Source organism: Flavobacterium sp. LM5 (assembly GCF_002017945.1).
Classification (GTDB): domain Bacteria; phylum Bacteroidota; class Bacteroidia; order Flavobacteriales; family Flavobacteriaceae; genus Flavobacterium; species Flavobacterium succinicans.
In genome coordinates, this window is record NZ_MUFX01000003.1 from 276,929 (window position 1) to 294,643 (window position 17,715).

The 17,715-nt window shown below is 36.3% G+C and carries 16 protein-coding genes; 6 read left to right on the plus strand and 10 right to left on the minus strand.

All coding sequences use genetic code 11. The features are described from left to right. The first annotated feature begins 1 nt into the window (after position 1). Positions 2 to 2,032: a pitrilysin family protein gene (locus BXU11_RS11895; RefSeq protein WP_189318529.1), complete on the plus strand. Its 2,031-nt coding sequence runs from the start codon at positions 2 to 4 to the stop codon at positions 2,030 to 2,032. 198 nt (positions 2,033 to 2,230) lie between these two features. Here the strand turns inward: BXU11_RS11895 and BXU11_RS11900 are convergent, their stop codons facing one another. Beyond that, positions 2,231 to 3,097, minus strand: coding sequence for a DMT family transporter (locus BXU11_RS11900; RefSeq protein WP_078212687.1), 867 nt, complete (start codon positions 3,095 to 3,097; stop codon positions 2,231 to 2,233). 108 nt (positions 3,098 to 3,205) lie between these two features. On the opposite strand from BXU11_RS11900, the gene BXU11_RS11905 reads away from it, so the two are divergent. After that, the gene (locus tag BXU11_RS11905; RefSeq protein ID WP_078212688.1) at positions 3,206 to 3,580 is read left to right on the plus strand and encodes a heavy-metal-associated domain-containing protein; all 375 of its coding nucleotides are present in this window, start codon (positions 3,206 to 3,208) and stop codon (positions 3,578 to 3,580) included. 201 nt (positions 3,581 to 3,781) lie between these two features. Here the strand turns inward: BXU11_RS11905 and gldD are convergent, their stop codons facing one another. The 3 genes from gldD to mutY are packed head-to-tail and all read right to left on the minus strand — an operon-like array spanning position 3,782 to position 5,893. Beyond that, positions 3,782 to 4,345 carry a gliding motility lipoprotein GldD gene (gldD, locus tag BXU11_RS11910; RefSeq protein ID WP_078212689.1) on the minus strand — a complete coding sequence of 188 codons (564 nt, stop codon included), beginning with the start codon at positions 4,343 to 4,345 and terminating at the stop codon, positions 3,782 to 3,784. A 23-nt stretch (positions 4,346 to 4,368) separates the two neighbouring features. Then, entirely contained in the window at positions 4,369 to 4,806 is a 438-nt protein-coding gene (locus BXU11_RS11915; RefSeq protein WP_024981934.1) for a single-stranded DNA-binding protein, read from the minus strand. A gap of 43 nt (positions 4,807 to 4,849) precedes the next feature. After that, a complete protein-coding gene (gene mutY / locus BXU11_RS11920) occupies positions 4,850 to 5,893 on the minus strand; it encodes an A/G-specific adenine glycosylase (RefSeq protein ID WP_078212690.1) in 1,044 nt (347 codons plus the stop codon). 135 nt (positions 5,894 to 6,028) lie between these two features. Here mutY and BXU11_RS11925 point away from each other — a divergent pair, with 135 nt between their 5' ends. Both BXU11_RS11925 and BXU11_RS11930 read left to right on the plus strand, forming a co-directional pair. After that, the gene (locus BXU11_RS11925) at positions 6,029 to 6,319 is read left to right on the plus strand and encodes an HU family DNA-binding protein (RefSeq protein ID WP_024981932.1); all 291 of its coding nucleotides are present in this window, start codon (positions 6,029 to 6,031) and stop codon (positions 6,317 to 6,319) included. 391 nt (positions 6,320 to 6,710) lie between these two features. Beyond that, positions 6,711 to 8,255 (plus strand): ribonuclease E/G, encoded by a 1,545-nt coding sequence (locus BXU11_RS11930; protein WP_024981931.1) that lies wholly within the window; start codon positions 6,711 to 6,713, stop codon positions 8,253 to 8,255. Between the two features lie 66 nt (positions 8,256 to 8,321). Here BXU11_RS11930 and BXU11_RS11935 read toward each other — a convergent pair whose 3' ends face one another. Next, positions 8,322 to 9,083, minus strand: coding sequence for an SIMPL domain-containing protein (locus BXU11_RS11935; RefSeq protein ID WP_078212691.1), 762 nt, complete (start codon positions 9,081 to 9,083; stop codon positions 8,322 to 8,324). 90 nt (positions 9,084 to 9,173) lie between these two features. Beyond that, positions 9,174 to 9,617, minus strand: coding sequence for a nucleoside deaminase (locus BXU11_RS11940; protein WP_078212692.1), 444 nt, complete (start codon positions 9,615 to 9,617; stop codon positions 9,174 to 9,176). Between the two features lie 91 nt (positions 9,618 to 9,708). Between BXU11_RS11940 and BXU11_RS11945 the strand changes: the two genes are divergently transcribed. Both BXU11_RS11945 and BXU11_RS11950 read left to right on the plus strand, forming a co-directional pair. After that, positions 9,709 to 11,487 (plus strand): 1-deoxy-D-xylulose-5-phosphate synthase, encoded by a 1,779-nt coding sequence (locus tag BXU11_RS11945; RefSeq protein WP_078212693.1) that lies wholly within the window; start codon positions 9,709 to 9,711, stop codon positions 11,485 to 11,487. 24 nt (positions 11,488 to 11,511) lie between these two features. Continuing rightward, complete coding sequence (locus tag BXU11_RS11950) at positions 11,512 to 12,582, plus strand: DUF3078 domain-containing protein (RefSeq protein WP_024981927.1); 1,071 nt, start codon at positions 11,512 to 11,514, stop codon at positions 12,580 to 12,582. Positions 12,583 to 12,585: 3 nt separating this feature from the next. On the opposite strand, the gene BXU11_RS11955 is transcribed toward BXU11_RS11950, so the two are convergent. The 4 genes from BXU11_RS11955 to BXU11_RS11970 form a co-directional block, all read right to left on the minus strand. Then, a complete protein-coding gene (locus BXU11_RS11955) occupies positions 12,586 to 13,932 on the minus strand; it encodes a deoxyguanosinetriphosphate triphosphohydrolase (RefSeq protein ID WP_078212694.1) in 1,347 nt (448 codons plus the stop codon). A 55-nt stretch (positions 13,933 to 13,987) separates the two neighbouring features. Next, complete coding sequence (locus tag BXU11_RS11960) at positions 13,988 to 14,707, minus strand: AAA family ATPase (RefSeq protein WP_078212695.1); 720 nt, start codon at positions 14,705 to 14,707, stop codon at positions 13,988 to 13,990. A 130-nt stretch (positions 14,708 to 14,837) separates the two neighbouring features. After that, positions 14,838 to 15,044: an addiction module protein gene (locus BXU11_RS11965; protein ID WP_078212696.1), complete on the minus strand. Its 207-nt coding sequence runs from the start codon at positions 15,042 to 15,044 to the stop codon at positions 14,838 to 14,840. A gap of 135 nt (positions 15,045 to 15,179) precedes the next feature. Then, a complete protein-coding gene (locus tag BXU11_RS11970) occupies positions 15,180 to 17,603 on the minus strand; it encodes a ribonucleoside-diphosphate reductase subunit alpha (protein ID WP_024981924.1) in 2,424 nt (807 codons plus the stop codon). Positions 17,604 to 17,715 lie beyond the last annotated feature (112 nt).

Below are 17,715 nucleotides of genomic sequence, written 5' to 3' on the forward strand. Positions count from 1 at the left end.
TATGAAAAACATAAGTATTCTCTTAATCCTATTTTTTGTCACCGGAATAATGCAAGCGCAAAATAGACCTCAACCCACTCCTGGAGCCGCTCCAATAGTTCAAATCAAGAAACCGCAAAGCTTTGTCCTTAAAAACGGACTTAAAGTAATGATTGTGGAAAACCATAAACTCCCAAGAGTATCTTTCACCTTAACACTTGACAACCCTCCTTTTGCTGAAGGCGCTAAAAAAGGTGTAGACGATCTAACCAGCAGCTTACTGGGTAATGGCAGTCAAAAAACATCCAAAGATGCCTTTAACGAAGAAATTGATTTCTTAGGCGCCAATATTAATTTTTCTTCTCAAGGGGCCTCTGCGAGCGCACTATCAAAATATGCTGGGCGTGTCTTAGAATTGCTAGCCGAAGGCGCGTTATATCCAAAATTCACCCAAGAAGAATTTGATAAAGACAAAGCCAAAATCATCGAAGGATTGAAAGCCAACGAAAAAAGTGCCGAAGCCATTTCTGGTCGCGTTGTCGATGTATTGGCCTTTGGAAAAAATCATCCCGCTGGAGAATTCGTAACCGAAGAAACATTGAAAAACGTAACCCTTGCTGATGTTCAAAGCAATTACGCAACGTACTTTGTACCAGAAAATGCGTATTTGGTAATCATAGGCGATATCAAATTCAAGGAAACCAAAGCTGTAGTCGAAAAACTATTTGGTGCTTGGGAGAAAAAATCCATTACCAAAACAGACTACACAGCCAATCCAAACGTAAATCAACTACAAATCAACTTGATTGATGTACCTAATGCTGTGCAATCAGTAATTTCATTGGTAAATACGGTAACTCTAAAAATGAACGACCCTGATTTTTTTCCAGCAGTAATTGCGAATCAAATTTTAGGAGGCGATTTCAATTCGTATTTGAACATGAATTTGAGAGAAAAGCATGCTTGGACTTACGGCGCACGTTCAGAAATTGGGACCGGAAAATATGTCACCAAATTTGTAGCCACTTCAGCTGTTCGTAATGCAGTTACCGATAGCGCTGTGGTAGAATTCATCAAAGAAATCAAAAAAATCAGAACCGAAAAAGTAGATGCTGAAGTCTTGAAAAACGTTAAAGCAGGGTACATTGGTCGTTTTGTAATGCAAGTTCAAAAACCACAAGCCGTGGCGCGCTATGCCTTAAACATCGAAACAGAGCAACTTCCAGCCGATTTTTATGAAAAATACATCCAAACGATCAACGCGGTAACCGCAGACGACATCCTTCGTGTAGCCAATAAATACTTCCTTATAGACAACAGCCGCATTGTTGTTGTTGGCAAAGCAAGCGAAGTAACACCTGGATTAGAAACACTAAAATTGCCAATGTACTTTTTTGACAAATATGGCAATCCTATTGAAAAGCCAGTCACCAAAAAAGAAATTCCAGCGGGAGTTACTGCCAAAAGCGTTCTAGAAAACTACATCAAAGCTATTGGTGGAAAAGAAGCTTTAAAAAAGGTAAAATCAATCGTTACGACCGCTTCTGGATCAGTTCAAGGCACAACTGTTGAGATGACTTCAAAAATAACATCAGACAAAAAATTGAGTGTAGAAATGAAGGCTGGAGGAGTGACCATGATGAAAAGAGTCTTAGGAGACAAATCAGGATACGCGATTCAACAAGGCCAACGCAAAGACCTCTCCATCGAAGAGTTTAAAGAAAAGAAAGCCGACATGAATCCTTTTGACGAATTACCTTTACTTGACAAAGTCAGCATCAAATTAGCAGGAATAGAATCCATAAACGGTACAGATGCTTACGCTATCAAAGACGGCCAATCTACACTTTATTATGACACTCTAAACTTCTTCAAAATCGCAGAAAGTAAAACTTCGGAAAGAGGAACTCAAACCACCTACTTCAATGATTATAAAGAAGTCAAAGGCATAAAATTTCCACATACAACAATAATGAACATTGGCATAGAGCTTCAACTTACTACCTCTTCAATACAAATCAACGAAGGCGTAACTGATGTCGATTTTCAATAATCACAACATCTTATATATCAAAAAGACTGCTTTCATCAGCAGTCTTTTTTCGTTTATACTATTTTTGGCGTGACCCCATTTACCAAAAGAGGCATATGACTAGCGTGCTATACGCCTCTTTTGGCAACTGCGGTCGGGCTATACGCGTTACTTTGGTAACTAGCTTCTATCCCTCACGCAAACCCACTTAAACAACACCTATTTTCTAGCCGACAAATACACCCCAACCAAAACGATAAAAGCTCCAAAAAGCTGCACAGGTGTTAATAACTCTTGGTCTAACATTCCCCAAAAGAAAGCTACCACTGGAATCAAATACGTAACCGAAGTCGCAAAAACAGGCGACGAAATCTGAATCAGTTTAAAGAAAATAATATTAGCAATACCAGTTCCCAAAACTCCCAAAATCAAAATATACAAAACAGATTCTTGAACTACCGCCCCATAAATCATAGCGAAAAAATCAGTACTGTATAGCACCACTAACGCAGGAAAAAGCAAAACCAAAAAATTACCTGTTGTAATACTCAACGGAGGCAAATCCGATAAATATTTTTTAATCAAATTGACATTTGTAGCATAGCAAATCGAAGCAATCAATACTAAGAAAGCGTAATAATAGTTTTGATTAGGATGATGCACCGCACCATTCCAAATCAACAAAGCACTACCTACTAAACCAATCAAGACTCCAAAAAATTGATTGCGTCTAAAATCCAATCCAAAGAAAAGTGCTCCAATCAACAAAGTATTCAAAGGCGTTAAGGAATTCAGAATAGAACTTATAGAACTATCTATTTGCGTTTGTGCAATAGCAAACAAATACGCTGGAATGAAGGTCCCAAACAAAGAAGTCAAAGCAATATACTTCCATTGATGGTGGGGAATTTTAACCAAACTTCTAAAACCAATCAACAACAAAAACAGCGCAGCAAAAATGATACGCAACGACCCTAACTGAAAAGCCGTTAAGCCGACCAATCCCTTTTTGATCAAGATAAACGAACTGCCCCAAATGAGCGCTAACAAAAACAAGAAACCCCATTTGAATTGTTTAGAAACCATAGTCTGAATTTTAAACCAAAAATGAAACATTTTTTTTGAATCTTCGGTACGTTTTTTGATTAATTTTGTGCCAATCCATTTTATAAAAACAACTTCAAATCAACAACAATGCATATCAACAAAACATTTGCCGCACTTGCCATTGCCAGTATTTTCATGGTAGGCTGTAAAAACGAAACTAAAGTATCCCAATCCGAAGCTACTGTAGTCGAAGCACCAAAAGAGAAAAAACCAATCGAAGCCGCTAACCTACAAACCGCAAACATGGCCATTGAAGGAATGACTTGTGCGATGGGTTGTGCTAAAACGATCGAGAAAAAATTAGCTGAATCAGAAGGTGTAGAAAAAGCCACAGTAGATTTTGACAAAAAGTTAGCCACTATCTCTTTTGACAAGACGGTTCAAAATCAAGAGACGTTAACTAAAATAATAGAAGGTGTTGCCGATGGCAAAACATACAAGGTAGTAAACACCAAGTCATAGTTTACATTATACCTCATAAAAAAAGCATTCGCCATAAACGAATGCTTTTTTTGTATTTTAAATTCTTTCTTATGAAAAACAAAAAGTTGTTTTTAGCCCTGATGGGAGTGGCATCCTTTGCCGCCAGGGTTCAGCGGGAAAGATAGAACGGACAGCAGGAGGAGTCGTTCTTAAAAAAACAATAGTGCTGCTCCTAAAAAACTACTTCCACTTTAGGGTTTCTAACAAACGTTTCATATCGTCACGAACATAACTTGCAGCGGGCATCACAGAATCAAAATTGGGCTTGGCGTAAAAATAGATCGATCCCGTCACGAAATGCTTGGTGCTATCGGTGGCATAAAATTGCGAGTTCGTTGCTGCATTGCCATCGACTTGATAAAACATGCCATACACCTTTTTTTCTGGATTGATAAAAGGCTGCTCCAAGATATCATCGGCTTTGATGACGTGTTCATAGGTTAGCTTTTGTGCATCGCGCAATAACTCTTTTACGTTGTTCCGAACGGGTTTGTAGGTCAAATAAATAGTCGCTTTCATTTTCGGGTAGGTAATGGTGAAACCACAACCGGATTGACCTGCAACTACGGCTGCCTCGTTCATTTCGAACGTAAAAGGACAGGTGTTTTGCACTTGGGCGTAGGTGGCCTCGGGATAGTCTAAGCGCAAATAGCCCGCTGGCTTGGGTAATACCTCGTTTTTACAACCTACAACGCTCAACACTATAATGCTTACTCCTAAAAGTATACTGATTCTATTTTTCATTTTCACTTACCTTGCAACTTTGCTTAAAACGGTAAATCGTTTATGGGCAAACTGCCGTTTGAGGGGTCAAAGTTAGTATTTTTTGGGGATTCTGGAACGGGATTCGTTTTGTTATTCGGATCCTTTTTGGTCGTCAAAAATGTAAATTCGGTGACTTGAATTTCGGTAGTGGATTTGGTCGTGCCATCTTCGGCTTGCCATTGGCGTGATTTGATACGGCCTTCTACATAAATCTTATCGCCTTTGGAAAGGTATTTTTCGCAGATTTCTGCAGCTTTGTTGCGCACTACCAAGTTATGCCATTCGGTTGACGTGATTTTCTCGTTGGTCGTTTTATTAATATAGACTTCGTTAGTAGCCAATTGAAAGCGCCCGATACAATTGCCTCCTTCAAAATAATGCATTTTAATGTCGTCTCCTAGATGTCCTATCAACATCACTTTGTTTAATGTTCCGCTCATAGTTTTAGTGGTATTTCAATCAAAGATACATTATTTTTTAAAGTTATTTTAAAACCTCCTCTTCAATAAAGTTATGGATCACTATAGGAAAGGGAAAGGCTTTTAACTGCTCCGCACCTACTCCATCGACCAAAGTATCAGAAAGCCTTACTTTCCAAAACTTAATATACAAATGCTGATGCGATAATTTATGCACGATACTTATAGGATTTATCTCTTCAATACTAACCACAGAATTCCCAAAAGAAGCGTCGGACTGAATTAAAGGAGCAATGGTTTCGAAACCTACTACTTGTTGGGTTTCGATCAAAGGGAACTCGTATAAATTAAACCAAATTCCTTTGTCTGTGCGCTGTTGCAGTTTCGTTTTCCCACTGCTATCGTTGAGTACTATATAATTAAAGTAACGATGCGTAACTTTTAATTTTTTGGATTTAAATGGTAAAGCACCTATCAAACCTTTCTGCAAGGCGACACAACTACTATTAAAAACACACTCGCTACATGTTGGACTTTTTGGCACACATTGCAGCGCACCAAACTCCATTATAGCTTGATTAAATAGTGCAGGTTGGTCTTTAGGCAGTAACTCAGCAGCCAAAGCGGTAAATTCTTTTTTGGTTTTACCGAGACTGATATCAGAATCAATCCCAAAATACCGAGACAAAACGCGAAACACGTTTCCATCGACTACAGGTACCGCCTCATTGTAAGCAAAAGAAGCAATTGCCGCTGCGGTATATTCGCCCACACCTTTTAATTCCAATAGTCCTTTATACGAATTTGGAAATACTCCTTGTAGCTCCTCAGTAATATGTTTCGCGGCTTGGTGCAAATTTCTAGCTCTTGAATAATACCCTAAGCCCTGCCAAAGTTTAAGCACTTGTTGTTCATCGGCCTGCGCCAAATGTTCAACTGTAGGAAATTGATTAAAAAAAGCGTAAAAATATGGCATTCCTTGCGCTACACGAGTCTGTTGAAGTATTATTTCTGAGAGCCAAATTGGGTATGGATCAGAGGTATTTCGCCAAGGCAAATCGCGTTTATTTTGTAAATACCACTGAATAAGAACATTAGAAAAAGTCATTGTAAAAAATTTGTAAGCAAAAGTAAAAGTTTATGTAATTAAATTTTAACGAATTAGGTTGATTTATTGTTTTTTAAATTCATATATTTGCATCCTCAAAAAAAAACAGTACAACATATTAAATAAGGAAAGAAAATGACGAAAGCAGATATCGTAGCGAAGATTTCAGAAAAACTAGGTCTTGAAAAAGGAGATGTTCAAGCGACAGTTGAAACGTTTATGAATGAAGTTAAAACTTCATTAGAAACTGGAGACAATGTGTATCTAAGAGGTTTTGGAAGCTTTATCGTAAAAACTAGAGCAGAGAAAACAGGAAGAAATATTTCCAAAAACACCACCATCAAAATTCCAGCGCACAACATTCCTGCTTTTAAACCAGCAAAAGTGTTCGTAGAAGGTGTAAAAACAAACAACGAAGCAAAATAGTCAATTAATTAATCATAAAAATTTCAGAATATGCCAAGTGGTAAAAAAAGAAAGAGACATAAGGTAGCAACGCACAAACGTAAAAAAAGAGCGAGAGCTAACCGTCATAAAAAGAAAAAGTAGTTTTAAACTACTTTTTTCTTTTTAAAAGTTCATTGAAATTTGAATTTCAGACATTAGATTTCAGACTTCAGATGGCAGCTTAAACTGCATACTGCTCCCTGAATACTGCCGACTGAAACTTCATCCGGGTCAAACCTGTTAAATATTGTTTAATCCATCCTTACAATTAGCCATTAGCTATTAGCTTATAGCTCTTAGCATTTCATATTTGCTAAAAGCTAAAAAGCCAAAAGCCAAAAGCCAAAAAGTCTGGATAAAAATGTACAGCGTGAATAAAGAATTAATTATTCGTTCTAGTTCTGATGCCGTAGATTTTGCCTTATTAAAAGATGGAAAACTAATTGAATTACACAAAGAACAAGAAACCAGCAATTTTCAAGTGGGCGATATTTTTATTGCCAAAATTAGAAAACCTGTTGCGGGACTGAATGCTGCTTTTGTAAATGTTGGCTACGAAAAAGATGCCTTTTTACATTATCACGACCTAGGTCCAAATCTTGCTTCCCAACTGAAATTCATAAAACTTGTAAGCGCAGGTAAAATAAAAGATTTCTCCCTAAAAAACTTTCAGTTTGAAAAAGAGATTGATAAAGACGGCACCATTACTGATGTTTTGAATGCCAATCAATCTGTTTTAGTACAAGTAGTAAAAGAACCGATATCAACCAAAGGGCCAAGAATTAGTGCAGAACTATCCTTGGCAGGAAGATTTATCGTTTTGGTTCCTTTTTCGGATCGTGTGTCTATTTCTCAAAAAATAGAAAACAAAAAAGAAAAAGATCGCCTCAAAAAACTAGTACAATCCATCAAACCAAAAGGCTTTGGCGTCATTGTTCGCACAGTAGCCGAAGGCAAAAATACAGCCGAATTAGAAAAAGATTTGCAGAACCTGCTTAGCAGATGGACTGCAATGTGTAAGAAATTACCAACTGCTCATCATCCGTCAAAAGTATTAGGCGAGCTCAACAGAGCATCTTCTATACTTCGCGACGTGTTTAATGATACCTTTAGTGGTATTCAAATAGATGACGAAGAGTTGTACCAACAAACAAAGGATTACTTGCAAGAAATTGCACCATCCAAACAATCCATCGTAAAATTTTATCAATCGAAAGACACACCTATTTTCGAGAAATACAACATTGAGAGACAAATCAAAACTTCCTTCGGAAAAACCGTTTCCATGAGTAAAGGAGCTTATTTGATCATTGAACATACCGAAGCACTGCACGTAATAGACGTCAACAGCGGTAACCGATCCAACAAAGCCACCAACCAAGAAGACACAGCCATGGAGGTTAATATGATCGCCGCCGCCGAAATCGCAAGACAATTGCGTTTGAGAGATATGGGCGGAATCATAGTAGTTGATTTTATCGATATGGCCAATCCCGAAAATCGCAAAGTTTTATTCGACTTCCTAAGAGAAGAGATGAGCGATGATAAAGCTAAACACAAGATCTTACCTCCTAGTAAATTTGGACTCGTTCAAATCACTAGACAAAGAGTAAGACCAGAAGTCAACATCAAAACTCGTGAAGAGGATCCCAATAATGAACATGGCGAAATTGAAGCGCCAATTTTAATCATTGACAAAATCACTTCCGATTTAGAACGACTCCTAAAAACCCACAAAAAAGTAGTACTTAATGTACATCCGTTTGTGGCTGCTTACCTCAGCAAAGGTTTTCCATCATTGCGTTCAAAATGGTTTTTTGAACACAAAAAATGGGTGAAAATTATACCACGTGACGCTTACACGTATTTAGAATATCATTTCTACGACAAAAAAGGAAATGTTATTACAGACTAAAACAAACAAAACCGTCTCTTTTTCATTAACGAGACGGTTTTTTTGTATCTAAAAACGTGGCCGTGATTAGTTCAAAACATATTCTAGCCTCACTGTAATTCGAGCAGTTTTATTTTTACTAAAAGTATCATTGTTGCCGCCATAACTATCTTCGGCTGTTGAGCCCTGACCCGTAATTTGAAAAACCCCCATACTTGCACTCTTTAATTTGCCTAAACTACCTTCAGCTGTTTTTACAATTTTGATGGCCCGTTCATTAGCATCCTTAGTGGCTTTTTCAATTAAACTCTGTTTTAAACTTGGCAAATTGGAATATGTATATTGAATAGAATTTGAAGTAAGTTCTATCCCTGAATTAATCAATTCGGAAGTTTTGCTAGAAACATCTTCGATACGTTTCATTAAATCAGGATTCTTTTTAGCTAAAAAAGTAATACTTTGAGTGGCTTCATAACCATCAAAAACTTGTTCAGTATTAATGTATTCGCTATTTGTATTTTGAATTTTCACTTCTCTAAACTTCTTTTGAAAATTTACCGCTCCAAACGAAAACTCCTTCGATTTAAATCCTTTTGCTATAAAAAAATCAGCTACTATTTTTTGATCCGAAATGATTTTATTATAGGCTGTTTTAATATCTGAGCTACTTGCTGTAAAACTTCCAGACCATAAAATTTCGTCTGAAACAAAATCTTTAGCTCCAAGACCAATTACTGAAATTGAATCTAAATTTTCATTTCTATTTTTAAATGATTCTCCTAATATAAAGGCTGTAATCACAATAGAAATACCAATAACAATAGCTGTTTTAATTTTAGTGTCCATCATAAAGTTGAGATTTAAAATTTACCTATTGCTTTTTTGTTTAAATAGCAATTAAGTAAATATAGTAAGAAAAAGAAGGATTTATTTATAAATTTATTTTCTTTTCTCCGCAAAAAACCGCTTCATTAAATCCGCCGCTTCATCTGCCAAAACACCACGAACCACAGTAGTTTTGGGATGCAATTGAGTGCCCATTTTTTCATACCCACGGTGCGTATCACTAGCCCCAAAAACAATTTTAGAGATTTGACTCCAATACAAAGCCCCAGAACACATTTGGCAAGGCTCTAAAGTCACATACAAAGTACAATCTTTTAAATATTTTCCGCCCAAAAAATTGGCCGCAGCGGTTATGGCTTGCATCTCTGCATGAGCCGTTACATCGTTGAGTAGTTCAGTCAAGTTGTGCGTTCGGGCAATGACTTTGTCAGCCACTACAATAACGGCTCCCACAGGAATTTCGCCTTTTTCAAAAGCCATTTCAGCTTCTTGCAAAGCTTTTTTCATAAAATATTCGTCGGTGAAAGGTTGTATCATAGTCTAGACAGCAAATTCGCAAATTAATTTCTTTGTAAAACAACTTTTTTATAGAATGTAAAAATACAATTTCAAATTGTACCTTTGCTTTATGTCAGATAATTTACTTTCAAACATAAATTTCCCCATCGATTTACGCTTACTCAATGAAGCGCAATTACCTCAGCTAGCACAAGAATTACGGGATTATATCATTGCAATTGTGGCCGTAAAAGAAGGGCATCTTGGCGCTAGTCTCGGTGTGGTTGAATTGACCATTGCTTTGCATTATGTGTTTGATACGCCCAATGATTTATTGATTTGGGATGTAGGACATCAAGCGTACGGTCATAAAATTTTAACCGAAAGAAAAAATCGTTTTCATACGAACCGCCAATTGAATGGTATTTCTGGATTTCCAAAAAGAAGTGAGAGTATTTATGATGCCTTTGGCGTAGGTCACTCATCGACCTCTATTTCTGCAGCATTGGGAATGGCGATTGCTTCTAACTTAAAAGGAGATTTTGAAAAACAACATATTGCAGTAATTGGCGATGCCTCAATTGCCTCAGGAATGGCTTTTGAAGGACTCAATCATGCGGGAGTAACCGATGCTAATTTATTAGTCATTTTGAACGACAACGCTATCGGAATCGACCCAAGCGTAGGCGCTCTAAAACAGTATTTGACCGCAGTTAAAGAAGGAAAAAATCATCGGCAAAACAATATGATTAAGTCCCTAAACTTTGATTATTCTGGTCCTATAGATGGCCACGACATACACGCCGTTGTCAAAGAACTAACACGTTTAAAAAAAATAAAAGGACCAAAATTTCTGCATGTTATTACTACCAAAGGTAAAGGACTACAACAAGCCGAAGAAAATCAGGTACAATACCATGCGCCTGGGAAATTTGACGCTGCAACTGGAGATTTACTCCCGAAATCAGAAGCCAACTTGCCTCCAAAATACCAAGATGTTTTTGGTTTAACACTGTTGGATTTAGCCAAAAAGAATGAAAAAATCATAGGAATAACACCCGCAATGCCTTCTGGTAGTTCACTGAAATTTATGATGGATGAGCTCCCAGAACGCGCTTTTGATGTGGGTATTGCTGAACAGCACGCGGTAACCTTAGCCGCTGGAATGGCAACTCAAGGAATGATTGTGTATTGTAATATCTATTCCACTTTCTTGCAAAGAGCTTACGATCAAGTGATTCATGATGTGGCTTTACAAAATTTACCCGTTATTTTTTGTTTGGATAGAGCAGGATTGGTTGGTGAAGACGGAGCTACCCATCATGGTGTATTTGACTTAGCCTATTTGAGATGCATACCAAATCTAGCAATCTATGCTCCGCTGAACGAAATAGAGTTACAAAATATATTATATACTGTACAATTAGGCATCGACCAACCCATAGCTATTCGCTATCCTAGAGGTAGAGGTGAATTTGTTGATTGGAAATCTCCCTACAAAAAAACTCCTTTCGGAAAGGGCAATTGTTTGAAAGAAGGCACTAAAATTGCCATTCTTTCTACTGGCACCATCGGGAATAATGTGATAAAAGCATTAGACCAATTGGAAAACAAAACTGAGTTTGCTCATTATGATTTTGGTTTTGTAAAACCTTTAGACGAAAAACTTCTACATGCTATTTTTAAAAATTTTGAAACCATTTTTACCATCGAGGATGGTGTAATAACTGGTGGATTTGGCAGTGCTATCGCAGAATTTGCAGCCAAGAATAATTATTCAAATACAATAAAAATACTAGGTATACCAGATGAATTTATTGAACAGGGCACCTTACAAGAATTACAATACAAGTGCAAAATTGACGTTAAAAACTTGATAGATTTTTTTTCATCCTACAAAATCAGTTAATTTGCAATTACTAAATAGTTTATAATGAAATTTATACAGAATCATATTTTATTACTTTTTTTAATAAGTTTTTCTTTACAAAATTATAGCCAAGAAATCCCGGTATCAGAAGAAGAAAAGGATACCTTGTTCATTCTAACTCCAACAACAAAACCTACCTTTAGGCCTTTTGTAATTCCCAAAACATTGCCACCATTAAAAGCTCCTACTATTAGAAAAACATCCGTAAACACATTGGGAATTTCAAATTGGATTAAAACAAATAAATTAGGTTTTGACATCACCCAAATATCATTTCTAAACTGGAACGCAGGGGGAACAAGTTCTATATCAGGGTTGGTAAAAGGGAATTTCACCCGAGTATATACCCGTGAAAAATTTAAATGGCAAAACGAACTCATTGTTCGATATGGTTTAAATAAGCAAGATGGCATCGAATTAAGAAAAACGGATGATGCTATACTCATCAACTCTACCTTTGGATACAGACGCGACACCTTGACCAATTGGTATTATTCGGCCAAATACAACTTTAATACACAATTTACTGATGGTTATTCGTATCCAAACAAAGAAGTAGCTATTTCACGATTTTTCGCTCCTGCCTATGTTTTTATGGGTCTTGGTGCTGAAAACATAAATAAGGACAAAAAATATTCTTACTACATTTCACCTTTTACCATGAAAAAAACCTTTGTATTAGACCAAAGATTGGCTGATCAAGGTGCTTTTGGTGTTGATGGTGCCGTTTATGACGAAAACAATATTTTAATCAGAAAAGGAAAAAGAACAAAAACTGAGTTAGGTCTTTTACTACAATACCAGATCAAGAAAGAAATTTTCAAAAACATCATACTAGACAACCGTCTTATCCTCTATTCTGATTACGTAAATAATTTTGGAAATGTTGATGTCGACTGGAATATTCAACTGGAATTAGTCGTGAATAAATACGTTAAGGCCAATATAGGGACGCAAATTATTTATGATGATGACATCAAAGCAAAAAGCGAAAAGGATGGCGTAGAAATCACCGAAGGTCCTAAAATGCAAATGAAACAAGTATTAGGAGTTGGTTTAGCTTATGCTTTTTAAAAATCAATCACGCTTTCTTCCCTGCAAGGTTTCATAAATTTTTAAAGCATTCCCATCTGTCAACATCGAAATATAATGACAGATGTGCAGTAAGCGCTCGTATAGATTTTCTTTCTCGAGATGGTGTTTTTCTGGAAGCATTTTCAAAATTAGTTGGTCGTAATTGGAAGCCTTACCTTCAAATTTATTATTGAAAGCAACAATAAATTTATCCAATAGCGTCTGAATGATTTGATAACCCACCAACTCTTTTTCAATCACTTCTCGACTTTGATAAATATTCTTGACACTAATTTTGATGATATCATCCATTTGTGCTTTGTATTTGCTTTTATCCATTAAAGCAAAAGGAAAATTTCCTTCCAAAATACTGGTTTCGTTTTCGATAAAGACTTTTACGGCATCATTTATTAAGCTTCCTATTGCCAAAGCGCGTAGGTAACTAATTCTATCCTCTTTTGTTGCTAAGGTTTTGTATTTAGAAGTGTCAATACTGTCTTTTACCAATTTGATTAAATATTCTAATGCAAAATCCTCTGAAATCAATCCTAAATTGATGCCGTCTTCAAAATCGATAATGGTGTAGCAAATATCATCGGCAGCTTCTACCAAATACGCCAATGGATGTCTTTCGAAGCCAATATCTGGATTGTTTTTGTTGGGAATCATTCCCATTTCTAGAGCTGCTTCTTGAAAAAAATCTTTATCCGTTTGAAAGAAACCATATTTTTTGTCAGCAATATTTATGGTAGGCTTTTTTGGCAAACTCTCTTTGGGATATTTCATAAAAGCGCCTAAAGTGGCAAACGAAAGTCGAATCCCTCCTTCGACTCCTGGACGAGAACTATTCAATACCGAAAATCCATTAGCATTTCCTTCAAAATCGACCAAATCTTGCCACTGCTTGGGAATCAATTGATTTTTATATTGTTGTCCTTTGCCAATTGAGAAATACTCTCCAATTGCTTTTTCACCAGAATGCCCAAACGGTGGATTACCAATGTCGTGAGCGAGAGATGCCGCAGCAACAATGGCTCCAAAATCATTCATTTGATACCCATGAATGTCTTGCAAATAAGGATATTTTTCAATTATTTTTTTTCCAACCAATCTTCCCAAAGAACGTCCTACCACAGAAACCTCGAGGCTATGTGTTAAACGAGTATGCACAAAATCGGTTTTAGATAATGGAATCACCTGAGTTTTGTCTTGCAAACTTCTGAAAGCAGATGAAAAAATGATACGGTCATAATCTACTTCAAACCCCAAACGAGTTTCATCTTGTTCGATTCGCAAACGCTTTCCTGTGTCGCCTTGACGTTTTAATGATAATAATTGTTCCCAGTTCATTTTATTTTGTGCATGATTAGTTGTCAAATATACAAATACGATTGGTTTTATATTTCTATTCGGATAAATCCTGAGGATGATTCGCAATAGCGTCTTGAATCACATTGTTTTTCACAGATTGTAGTAAATGTTTTTTTGCTTCAGCAAAAGTAATGTCGTACAAGCGTTCCATTTTTTGAAATTGGAGCGGATACTTTTGAAGTAACGTATCATAATACCTATCTAAAACAGCTGAGTTTGGTGCTGTAAACTCAAGTTGTAATTCAAAGCGACGCACTAAGGCCTCGTCTATCATTTGAATTTGATTCGTAGCAGCAATTAAAACAGAACGACTCGGAAAACTATCAATCAATTGAATAATGGAATTGACCACTCGTTTCATCTCTGTATTGTCTTTGTTGTCGTAATCCCTTATTTGCCCTAAAGAATCAAACTCGTCAAAAAACAACACCGCACTTTCGTACTGTACTTCTTTAAATAAACCTTCGATATTTTTGGAGGTTTCCCCTAATTTAGACGAAACAATTCTAGAAAGGTTGACAATAATGAGTTTTTTGTCTAATTTTTTAGCAATAGCTTTGGCGGTCATGGTTTTTCCACAACCAGTTTTGCCATAAAGTAACATTTTATTGGCTACAGGTAAATCATACTGTTCGAGTACTTTTCGAAATTGATACTCCTTCAAAAATTGATTAATTTGATGAGAAACGGCTTCATTAAAGACAACATCTTCAAGGAGGACATTACTTCGGTCCGTAAAATATAATAAACTCAAAGGGATTGGATTGTTAAAAGGTTTTACTTTAAACCAAGTCTTTTTGACCAGTTTTTTGGAGAGCGAGAGGTGTGAAGAAAAGCAGCCTCAATATCAAATAATGCTTCTTTTGTAAATTGAATATCAAGCATTATCTAATCATTTTCAAATGCGCTTTTACGGCCTCCCATGAATACAATTCAGATTCGCCATCTTCCAAACTTTGAAGTCGAATATCCAACTCTTTTTGTATTTCATCAGAGATTTCTAATTCGTTTTTAGCAATACTATCCCATAATTGTTCTGCGAAAACAATTTTTTCAGCATTACTATATTTTGAAAAATCCTTAATCTCCATGATTGGCTATTTTTTATGATAACAAATTTAAGCAAATAAATTAATGTTCGTAGGGATTGGTATTATTTTAAGATTTTTTGAAAAAGTAAAATAAAAAAAAAGAGGTTGCCATTTTCGACAACCTCTTTAACTTAATTATGACCCACACATTTCGCAATCGTCTGGCCCTGCATTTTTGGCCAATTCAATCATGGCTCTGTATTCTTCAGGAGTCATTTCTACTGTTTCGATTTCAACCGCTTCAAGGGGTCTTGCTTTAGGTTTACTTTCTGGAATTGCCTCTTCTTTTTTGTCATTATTCAAAGTGAACTTAATAGCATCTACAGCTGCTTTGGTTCTCAAATAGTACATTCCGGTTTTTAATCCTGATTGCCAAGCATAGAAATGCATAGAAGTTAATTTTGAGTAATTAGCATCTTGCATGAACAAGTTCAGTGACTGTGATTGGTCAATAAAATAACCTCTTTGACGTGACATATCGATAATGTCTTTCATGGACATTTCCCAAACTGTTTTGTACAAATCTTTTAAATCTTGAGGAACCGCTTCAATATTTTGTACTGAACCATTATTTCTCATGATTTCTTGTTTCAACGTTTCGTTCCATAAACCACGCTCTACTAAGTCATGCAATAAATGTTTGTTTACTACAATAAACTCACCAGAAAGTACACGTCTAGTGTAAATATTAGAAGTGTAAGGTTCAAACGCTTCGTTGTTTCCTAGAATTTGAGAAGTAGATGCTGTTGGCATAGGTGCCACCAATAGTGAATTTCTAACGCCATATTGCATAACTTCTTTTCTTAAAGACGCCCAATCCCATCTTCCGGATAATTCTTCGTCTTTTAACCCCCAAAGGTTGTGTTGGAACTCTCCTTGAGAAATTGGTGAACCTTCAAAGGTAGAATAAGGACCTTCTTCTTTAGCCATTTCCATAGAAGCAGTAACCGCTGCAAAGTATAGTGTTTCAAAAATTTCTTGATTCAATTTCTTTGCTTCGTCGCTTGTAAAAGGCATGCGTAACATAATAAAAGCATCGGCTAAACCTTGTACTCCCAATCCCACTGGACGGTGACGCATGTTGGAATTTTCTGCTTCTTTTACGGGATAGTAATTCCTATCAATTACTTTATTTAAATTTCGGGTTACACGTTTGGTTACTTTAAACATTAATTCATGATTGAATTTTCCGTTTTCAACAAACATTGGTAACGAAATAGACGCTAGGTTACATACCGCAATTTCATCTTTTGAGGTGTACTCCATAATTTCGGTACACAAGTTAGAGGAACGAATCGTACCAAGATTTTTTTGATTCGATTTACGGTTAGCGGCGTCTTTATATAACATATAAGGCGTACCAGTCTCGATTTGAGATTCAAGGATTTTTTCCCACAGTTCTCTAGCTTTGATGGTTTTTCTTCCTTTTCCTCTGTTTTCATAATCGACATACATAGCTTCGAATTCGTCACCATATACATCATACAATCCAGGGCATTCATTTGGACACATTAACGTCCAGTGTGCATCTTCTTGTACACGTTTCATGAATAAATCTGAAGTCCACATAGCAAAGAATAAATCTCTGGCACGCATTTCTTCTTTTCCTGTGTTTTTCTTTAAATCCAAAAATTCAAAGATGTCAGCATGCCAAGTTTCGATATAAATTGCAAAACTCCCTTTACGTTTTCCTCCTCCTTGGTCAACATAACGAGCGGTATCGTTGAATACACGCAACATAGGAACAATCCCGTTTGAAGTACCATTCGTACCGCGAATATAAGAACCTGTAGCTCTCACATTATGAATAGAAAGTCCAATTCCTCCAGCAGATTGTGAAATTTTAGCCGTCTGTTTCAACGTATCATAAATTCCATCAATACTGTCGTCTTGCATTGCTAAAAGGAAACAAGAAGACATTTGAGGCTTTGGTGTTCCGGCATTAAATAAAGTTGGCGTTGCGTGCGTAAAGAATTTTTTAGACATTAAGTCGTAGGTTTCAATAACCGATTCTAAATCGTTTAAATGAATACCAACAGAAACACGCATCAACATATGTTGTGGACGTTCAACTATTTTTCCATTGATTTTCAGCAAATAAGAACGCTCTAAAGTTTTAAAACCAAAATAATCATAATTAAAATCACGGTTATAAATGATATGAGAATTCAAGAATTCAGCATTTTCCATGATTACTTTATGTACTTCATCCGAAAGCAAGGGTGCCTTTTGACCATTTCTAGGGTTTACGTAATGATACATTTCGTTCATGGTCTCTGAGAACGATTTGTTAGTGTTTTTATGTAAATTAGAAATAGCAATACGAGCGGCTAATTGAGCATAATCAGGATGCGCAATAGTCATAGATGCAGCTGTTTCGGCTGCTAAGTTATCTAATTCAGAAGTAGATACACCGTCATACAAGCCTTCTATAACTCTCATGGCAACTTTTACAGCATCTACTAAATCATTCAAACCATAGCATAGTTTTTTAATTCTATCTGTGATTTTGTCGAACATTACAGGCTCTTTGTGGCCATCTCTTTTTACTACGTACATAAGTTTTGGTTTTAAAAAACAGCAAATCCCTTTGCTATTTTAGGGTATTTGTAAAAATTGAATTGGGAAACTAATCCCTAGAATGCATTGATTGGTTTGAGGCAAAGGATCC

What these genes read in the sequence shown, in the direction of transcription:
- BXU11_RS11895 (WP_189318529.1), top strand. Translation starts at nt 2, where the DNA reads ATGAAAAACATAAGTATTCTCTTAATCCTATTTTTTGTCACCGGAATA.
- BXU11_RS11900 (WP_078212687.1), bottom strand. Translation starts at nt 3,097, where the DNA reads ATGGTTTCTAAACAATTCAAATGGGGTTTCTTGTTTTTGTTAGCGCTC.
- BXU11_RS11905 (WP_078212688.1), top strand. Translation starts at nt 3,206, where the DNA reads ATGCATATCAACAAAACATTTGCCGCACTTGCCATTGCCAGTATTTTC.
- gldD (WP_078212689.1), bottom strand. Translation starts at nt 4,345, where the DNA reads ATGAAAAATAGAATCAGTATACTTTTAGGAGTAAGCATTATAGTGTTG.
- BXU11_RS11915 (WP_024981934.1), bottom strand. Translation starts at nt 4,806, where the DNA reads ATGAGCGGAACATTAAACAAAGTGATGTTGATAGGACATCTAGGAGAC.
- mutY (WP_078212690.1), bottom strand. Translation starts at nt 5,893, where the DNA reads ATGACTTTTTCTAATGTTCTTATTCAGTGGTATTTACAAAATAAACGC.
- BXU11_RS11925 (WP_024981932.1), top strand. Translation starts at nt 6,029, where the DNA reads ATGACGAAAGCAGATATCGTAGCGAAGATTTCAGAAAAACTAGGTCTT.
- BXU11_RS11935 (WP_078212691.1), bottom strand. Translation starts at nt 9,083, where the DNA reads ATGATGGACACTAAAATTAAAACAGCTATTGTTATTGGTATTTCTATT.
- BXU11_RS11940 (WP_078212692.1), bottom strand. Translation starts at nt 9,617, where the DNA reads ATGATACAACCTTTCACCGACGAATATTTTATGAAAAAAGCTTTGCAA.
- BXU11_RS11945 (WP_078212693.1), top strand. Translation starts at nt 9,709, where the DNA reads ATGTCAGATAATTTACTTTCAAACATAAATTTCCCCATCGATTTACGC.
- BXU11_RS11950 (WP_024981927.1), top strand. Translation starts at nt 11,512, where the DNA reads ATGAAATTTATACAGAATCATATTTTATTACTTTTTTTAATAAGTTTT.
- BXU11_RS11955 (WP_078212694.1), bottom strand. Translation starts at nt 13,932, where the DNA reads ATGAACTGGGAACAATTATTATCATTAAAACGTCAAGGCGACACAGGA.
- BXU11_RS11965 (WP_078212696.1), bottom strand. Translation starts at nt 15,044, where the DNA reads ATGGAGATTAAGGATTTTTCAAAATATAGTAATGCTGAAAAAATTGTT.
- BXU11_RS11970 (WP_024981924.1), bottom strand. Translation starts at nt 17,603, where the DNA reads ATGTACGTAGTAAAAAGAGATGGCCACAAAGAGCCTGTAATGTTCGAC.